This is a genomic window from Streptomyces calidiresistens, from assembly GCF_014141525.1.
GTDB classification, from domain to species: domain Bacteria; phylum Actinomycetota; class Actinomycetes; order Streptomycetales; family Streptomycetaceae; genus Streptomyces; species Streptomyces calidiresistens.
This window is the reverse complement of record NZ_VKHS01000306.1, coordinates 1-5949: the sequence shown is the minus strand read 5'-3', so window position 1 is coordinate 5949 and position 5949 is coordinate 1. Positions and strand designations below refer to the sequence as shown.

The 5949-nt window shown below is 72.2% G+C and carries 8 protein-coding genes; 7 read left to right on the top strand and 1 reads right to left on the bottom strand.

Annotated elements, in window-relative coordinates; translation table 11 throughout:
* Positions 1–27 precede the first annotated feature (27 nt).
* Complete coding sequence (locus FOE67_RS13985; RefSeq protein WP_182664145.1) at positions 28–1140, bottom strand: C40 family peptidase; 1113 nt, start codon at positions 1138–1140, stop codon at positions 28–30.
* 477 nt (positions 1141–1617) lie between these two features.
* Here FOE67_RS13985 and FOE67_RS13980 point away from each other — a divergent pair, with 477 nt between their 5' ends.
* The 7 genes from FOE67_RS13980 to FOE67_RS13950 all read left to right on the top strand — a co-directional run.
* Complete coding sequence (locus FOE67_RS13980) at positions 1618–2373, top strand: DNA-methyltransferase (RefSeq protein ID WP_143625273.1); 756 nt, start codon at positions 1618–1620, stop codon at positions 2371–2373.
* Between the two features lie 184 nt (positions 2374–2557).
* Positions 2558–3106: a DUF4913 domain-containing protein gene (locus FOE67_RS13975; protein ID WP_228473871.1), complete on the top strand. Its 549-nt coding sequence runs from the start codon at positions 2558–2560 to the stop codon at positions 3104–3106.
* The gene (locus FOE67_RS13970; protein ID WP_182664141.1) at positions 3103–3576 is read left to right on the top strand and encodes a hypothetical protein; all 474 of its coding nucleotides are present in this window, start codon (positions 3103–3105) and stop codon (positions 3574–3576) included. The genes FOE67_RS13975 and FOE67_RS13970 overlap by 4 nt, the downstream gene beginning before the upstream one ends.
* A 100-nt stretch (positions 3577–3676) precedes the next feature.
* Positions 3677–4396 (top strand): hypothetical protein, encoded by a 720-nt coding sequence (locus FOE67_RS13965; protein ID WP_182664139.1) that lies wholly within the window; start codon positions 3677–3679, stop codon positions 4394–4396.
* A gap of 261 nt (positions 4397–4657) precedes the next feature.
* Positions 4658–5119 carry a hypothetical protein gene (locus FOE67_RS13960; RefSeq protein WP_182664137.1) on the top strand — a complete coding sequence of 154 codons (462 nt, stop codon included), beginning with the start codon at positions 4658–4660 and terminating at the stop codon, positions 5117–5119.
* A complete protein-coding gene (locus FOE67_RS13955; RefSeq protein ID WP_182664135.1) occupies positions 5116–5559 on the top strand; it encodes a hypothetical protein in 444 nt (147 codons plus the stop codon). Before FOE67_RS13960 ends, FOE67_RS13955 begins: the two co-directional genes overlap by 4 nt.
* A gap of 14 nt (positions 5560–5573) precedes the next feature.
* A partial coding sequence (locus tag FOE67_RS13950) for a hypothetical protein (RefSeq protein ID WP_182664133.1) occupies positions 5574–5949 on the top strand: 376 nt, incomplete at its 3' end.

The window sequence follows — 5949 nt, the reverse complement described above, 5'->3', positions numbered from 1 at the left end:
GAGGGAAGGACCGGGCGGGGACCGGGGTCACAGGACGCGGCGCACGGCGAGCACGTCCCAGTCGGCGAGGGGGGTGATGCGCACGGGCCTTCCGGTGCGCGGGGCCTCGATGACGAGTCCTTCGCCCAGGTACATGCCGACGTGCTCGGGGCGGGCGGCGGTACCGCGGTTGAAGATCAGGTCGCCGGGTTCCATCGCGCTCGGCGAGACCGCCCGCCCCTCGTTGACCTGCGTGTAGGTGGTGCGGGTCAGTTCGACACCGGCCTTGGCGTACGACTGCTGCACCAAACTGGAGCAGTCGCAGCGCCCCATCGGGTCCGGGCCGTGCGGAGCAGTGCACGAGCCGCCCCACTGATACATCGTTCCGAGCTGGTGCATCGCCCAGGTGATCGCCGTGCGGGCCCGCGGATCGGCGGTCGCCGGGATCCGGTACCCCTCGGGCACCGCACCCTCGGGGATGACCCCGAAGCCGGAGCCGTCGACCGGATCGCAACCGGGGAGCGCACCCCCGCCCCCGACGTCCTCCTCGGAGGAGTCCGGGGCCGTGGCGGGGAAGCCGGCGGCGATCACCTGCTGCAGCGCGGTCGCCAACGGTTCCCACTGGGCGTACTCGTCCGGGTAAGCCGACCTCTGCACCGCCTGAGCCGCCCGGGTCACGCTCATGTGCTCCCAGCCGGGAACATCGAGCAGGGCCCGGTAGAAACGCTCGCTCGCATGGACCGGATCCCGGATCTGCTCGGGAGTTCCCCAGCCCTGTGAGGGACGTTGCTGGAACAGACCCAGGGAGTCGCGGTCCCCGTGGTCCAGGTTCCGCAACCGGCTCTCCTGCACGGCAGTGGCCAACGCGACGATCTGCCCGCGCCGGGGCACCTGCAGACCGATCCCGGTGGCGACGATGGTCCGGGCGTGCGGGATCTGCTCCCCGGGCAGCTCCAACCCCTCGATCTCGACCTCGGAGGCATCCGCTCCGTCGAGGATCGCCGCGACCCGCTCGGCGATCCCGTCGGTGTCCGGGTCGGACAGGCAGCGGCCGGCGGAGCCGCCGACGGCTTCGCCGGCGAGGGCCGTCACCATGGCCGCACCCCCCAGGAGGAAGGGGGAGAGGAGCACCACGCCGACACCGGCGGCGATTCCCCTCAACCGATCCCGCCCCCTCGCGTGGCACGGCACGCGGGCGGCAGGGCGCAACGAGAGGTCACCGAAGTCTCCTTCACCAGCGGATTCCGGCATGCCGCGTACGCCTGCGACGGGTGGAAGGGGCGCGGCGGCCGGGAGGGGCGATCACGAGCTACCGACCCGTGGACGAGTTGCCGCTCGCCCCATGGGCGGAGAGAAGCCGCCGCAACGGGACATCACCGGTGACGGTGTTCCCCGGGCGGTTCCACAACGGTAGGTCCGGATCGGCCGCCGACCAAAAAGCCGGCACGGGGGATCGGAATCCGTCCCCCTTCCCGGAGTGTTTTGGTCGGCGGCCGAATCGCCCCTACCGTTGTGGAACTCCCTCGCCCGCCGGCCCCCGGATTCCCGGACGTGTGCGCGCCCGATACCCGGCCCGCCCGAATTCCCCCGGCGACGGGATGTCCCCTCGAATTCCCCCACCCGAATCGGGGTACCTCTTTGCCTTTTTCCCTGCACCGGGGCGACGCCCTGCGTGTGCTCACCACGCTGCCGGACGGTTGCGTCGACTCCGTGATCACCGACCCGCCCTACAACTCCGGCGGCCGGACCGCCAAGGAACGCACCTCCCGCTCGGCGAGGCAGAAGTACACCTCGGCCGACGCCAAGCACGCCCTGGCCGACTTCACCGGCGAGAACATGGACCAGCGCTCGTACGGGTTCTGGCTCACCCAGCTCATGACCGAGGCCCACCGCCTGACGAAGCCCGGCGGCACCGCGCTGCTGTTCACCGACTGGCGGCAGTTGCCCATCACCACCGACGCGATCCAGGCGGCCGGATGGCTGTGGCGCGGCGTGCTGGCCTGGCACAAACCGCAGGCCAGACCGCAGAAGGGCCGCTTCACACAGAACTGCGAGTTCGTCGTGTGGGGGTCCAACGGGACGCTGGACGGCTCCCGCAATCCCGTCTACCTGCCCGGCCTGTACTCCGCCTCCCAGCCCTCGGGCTCCAAGCGGCGGCACATCACCCAGAAGCCGGTCGAGGTGATGCGCGAACTGGTCAAGATCAGCCCTCCGGGCGGCACGGTGCTCGACTTCTGCGCCGGCTCCGGCTCCACGGGAGTGGCCGCCCTGCTGGAGGGGCGCGACTTCATCGGGGTGGAGAAGACCGAACACTACGCCGACATCGCGAGGGACCGTCTCACCGAGACCGCCCGGAAGACACTCACCCGCGACGACCTCGTGCTCACGGCCTGACCACCCGGCTCCCGGAGCCGCCGCCCCGAAGCCCCGGTGCGGCCTTTCCCCGTCGGCCACCGCTCGAAGGAGACCCCGCCCGCCCATGACCGATCCCGACAACCCGCCCGGGGAGGGCGAGATCGCCCCGGCGCGCCTGCCCGACACGCACCTGGAGGAAATCGAGGCCGGAGTTCGGAAGCTGATGGAGCAGTCCGCCCAGCAGGCGCGCCGGCTCGATCACCTGGCCTCGGCTCCGGCTTCCCAGTCCTCTCCGTTCTCCGCCCTCGGGGCCCCCGCTTTCGGCGGGCCCCCGCCGGCGGCCCCACCGGAACCGCGCCCGATCCTGGAACTGGAGGGCGAGGAGTACGAGGACGAGCTCGACGCCCTGTCCGACTGGGTGGACGACTTCCTGATGCCCAGCTACGGCGCGGAGGTCACCACGGCGGCACCGTGGTGCCCGCGCTGGCAGGAACACGACGACGTGGTGGCCTGGCTCCACGCCCTGTGGCTCGCCTACCAGCAGCACAAGGACCCCGAGGCGGGCCCGTCCGGACTGCTGGTGTGGCACCGGGACTTCCTCACCCACACCATCGCGGCGATCCGCGCCCCCGGCGGACCGCTGTCCGCGTGCATGACCTCCCCCGACCGTCCCGCACACCGGCTCCTGCCCGGCCCGCCGCCCTCGATCCGAACGGAGGAGGCCAACGCCGCCGAGGCCGGATCATCCGGTTCGACCGGGTCCGGGTCGTGAGCGCCGGGCGACCGGCCTTCGGCCTCAGCTTCGACCCACGGGCCCTGACCGACCTCCTCGGGGCCCCCGACGAGGTCCGCGACACCGCCCTGTCCCATCTCCGGGACGTGGTGAACGCCGAGCGGCGGGGGCTTCGGCTGACCGGGGACCTGGAGGGATACCGCAAGCTGTTCGTGGATCCCCACAAGGAGTGGCGCCTCGTCTACGGTCTTCGCCCGGCACCGCAGGCCTCCGCGTATCGGGAGGAGGTCCACGTCGTCGCCGTTCGTCCCCGGGCCCGCAACGACGTCTACGACACCGTCGGCATCCGCCTGGGCATGTCCCGCCGGCCGCTGAGCGCCCGCGCCCACGCCGCCCGGGTCCGCTCTCCCCAGCTGACCGACCACCTCCCTCTTCGGCCCGGTCCGGCTCCCGCGATGCCCGGCCCGCCGCGTCCCGCGACCGTCGTCCCGAACGGACCTCTCCGTTGACCCCACCCCCGGCTCGACCGGTCCGGGGACGGAACGACCCACCGCCGCCACGCCGCCCCTGCTTCCCGCCCACCGATCCGGCCCGCACCGAAAGGGGACCGTGCACCCACCCCACCTCGACCTCCGACTGGACGGCTTCCGGGCCACCGACGAGCAGACGGAGGAGGCGTTCCGAGACGCCATCGGCATCGACCACGCCGACCTCATCCCCCTGGCCGAGCACCACACCCCCGAGGGCACCAGCTACCACCTGCTCCACCACGCCGCAGCCACCTGGGGCACCCCCGGCGAGCCCCAGCTCATAGCCCTCCACCTGTGGCGCGACCTGCGCGAGAAGACCTTCGGTTTCACCCACGCACCGCTGCCCCTGGTCGCCATGGCCCAGTCCTGGCTCGTCCACCGCGGCTGTCCCCGCGAGAAGATCCGCCTGGCGCCGGACACGGGCACAGCGGCGGCCGATGAGACGACCCGCGCGTTGGAGGACCGCCTCACGTACGAGGGCAACCACTTCGCCCTCCTGGACAGCTACACCGACGACGATCCCGACCACGCCGCGACCGTCGTGATCCTGCGCTCCCTCGACGAGCACAGCCCCTCACCGTTCCGCGTGCTGCACGAGACCGTCGACACCGCCTCCCGAACCCACACCCTTCGAGAGGGCGGCTTCACCACCCACGCCGAAGCCCTCCGATGGTGCGGGGATGCCCTTGCGGGAAAGGCGACCCCACCGCCCCCCTTCCGGTCCACGGTCCGACCGGGCCCGCAGCCGATCGGCGCTCCTCCGGGAGTCGGCCACCGCTCCGCGGGGCGCGGGCGCTGAGCGCTTTTCCCGGAAAGCCGCACAACATAGACGGGCACCGCCGGTTGGGCAAACCGGCGAATCCACGGATTCTGATTGCGGCCGACGCAACGGAACGCCCGGCCCGCATCTCTTCGCATTCCCGGTTCTCGGAGAACCTCATTCGGCGTGCGCGTTTCCCGACCCGCCACCGCGAGTCCTTCGATGGGGCCGGGTCGGGATGATTCGACGCCCCGTTTTCCCATTCCCCGCCATGGCTCACCACCTGGAAAGGAAACCCCTGTGTCCGACGGGACAGACGATGTCGTGGACGTTCTCACCGAACAGATCGAGCGCCGCTTCGACATGAGCATGGACGAGCTGAGGGCCGCGGTCGCGGCGGCCCCGGAGGCCCACGACGAGGCCACCGAGCTCGTGCGCTGGCACGCCCTGCTCACCGAGGCCCAGGCCGCCGTGGACACAGCGGAGGACGACCTTCTCCGAGCGATGGAGACGCAGACCGACAGGATCGACGACCCCACCATGGACATCGCCCGGCGAGCCAACAACGCCGTCTTCGCCCGTGACGGGCGCGCCATGGTCGTGCGCTGGCTGCTGGACCCCGAGGCCCCCGGCAAGCGAGGGCCCACCGCCGAGCAACGGCCCCGCCCCGGCCTCGACCGGGGTCGGGGACCGGCTCCGACCACCCCCGCCCCGCCCGGGTCCACCACGGCCACGACTCCCACGCCGGGAGTCCGACGGTGAACGTCCGCGACAAGCCCTGCACCCTCGACGCCCGCCTCCGGGAGGTCTTCGACGCACCGGTCGCCGACCTGTACGAGCTGGCCGGCGGGCCCGACATCCCCGAGGCCCTCACCCGGGCCCTGGAGTTGCGCGGCTTCCTCGCCCTGGCCGAGGAACAGGTCGCCCGGGTCCGCGACCGCGTGCACCGGGCGATGGCACCCGAGCGCGACATGAACGACCTCTCCGCCGAGAACCTGCGCTTCGACGCCCAGTGGCTGGAGGCGGCGCTCTCCGCCCGTGACGGCTACCGCACCGCGCTGGAGAACCTGCTGCGCACCCTGCCCCCGCCCCACCAGCCGGCCCGTTCCACCCGGTTCGCGCAGCACACGGTCACCACCACTCTGTCCTCCACCGACCCGTCCCCCGGGCGCACCGGGACGTCCCGTCCGCGTCGAGGATGAAAGCTCCCGTTCCATTGACCCCACCCACCGCCGCCGAGATGGCGGCGCGGATCGAGGACCTGTACGGCGCGCCCCTGCCCCACCTCGAAGCCCACGCCCGCGATCGGGAGCCGGGCATGCTCGCCGCCCTCCTCGCAAGCCACCACACCATCGCGCTGGCCGAGCGGAACATCACCGTCCACCGCGAACGTCTGCGTCAGCTGACCCACCCCGAACGACGGATCGACGCCCCCGAGGTCTCCCACCTCCTCGACTGCGCCCGCCGTCTCGCCGAAGCCGTAGCCGTTCGGGACACCCAAGCCGCCACCGCCGACGCGGTCCTGCGCAGCCTCGGCCGTGCCCCGGCACCGCAGCCGCCCACCACCTCACCCGCGACCGCCCCAGCCGTTC

Excerpts from the sequence above, each read along its gene's own strand:
- FOE67_RS13975 (WP_228473871.1), top strand. The coding sequence starts at position 2,558 with ATGGAGCAGTCCGCCCAGCAGGCGCGCCGGCTCGATCACCTGGCCTCG.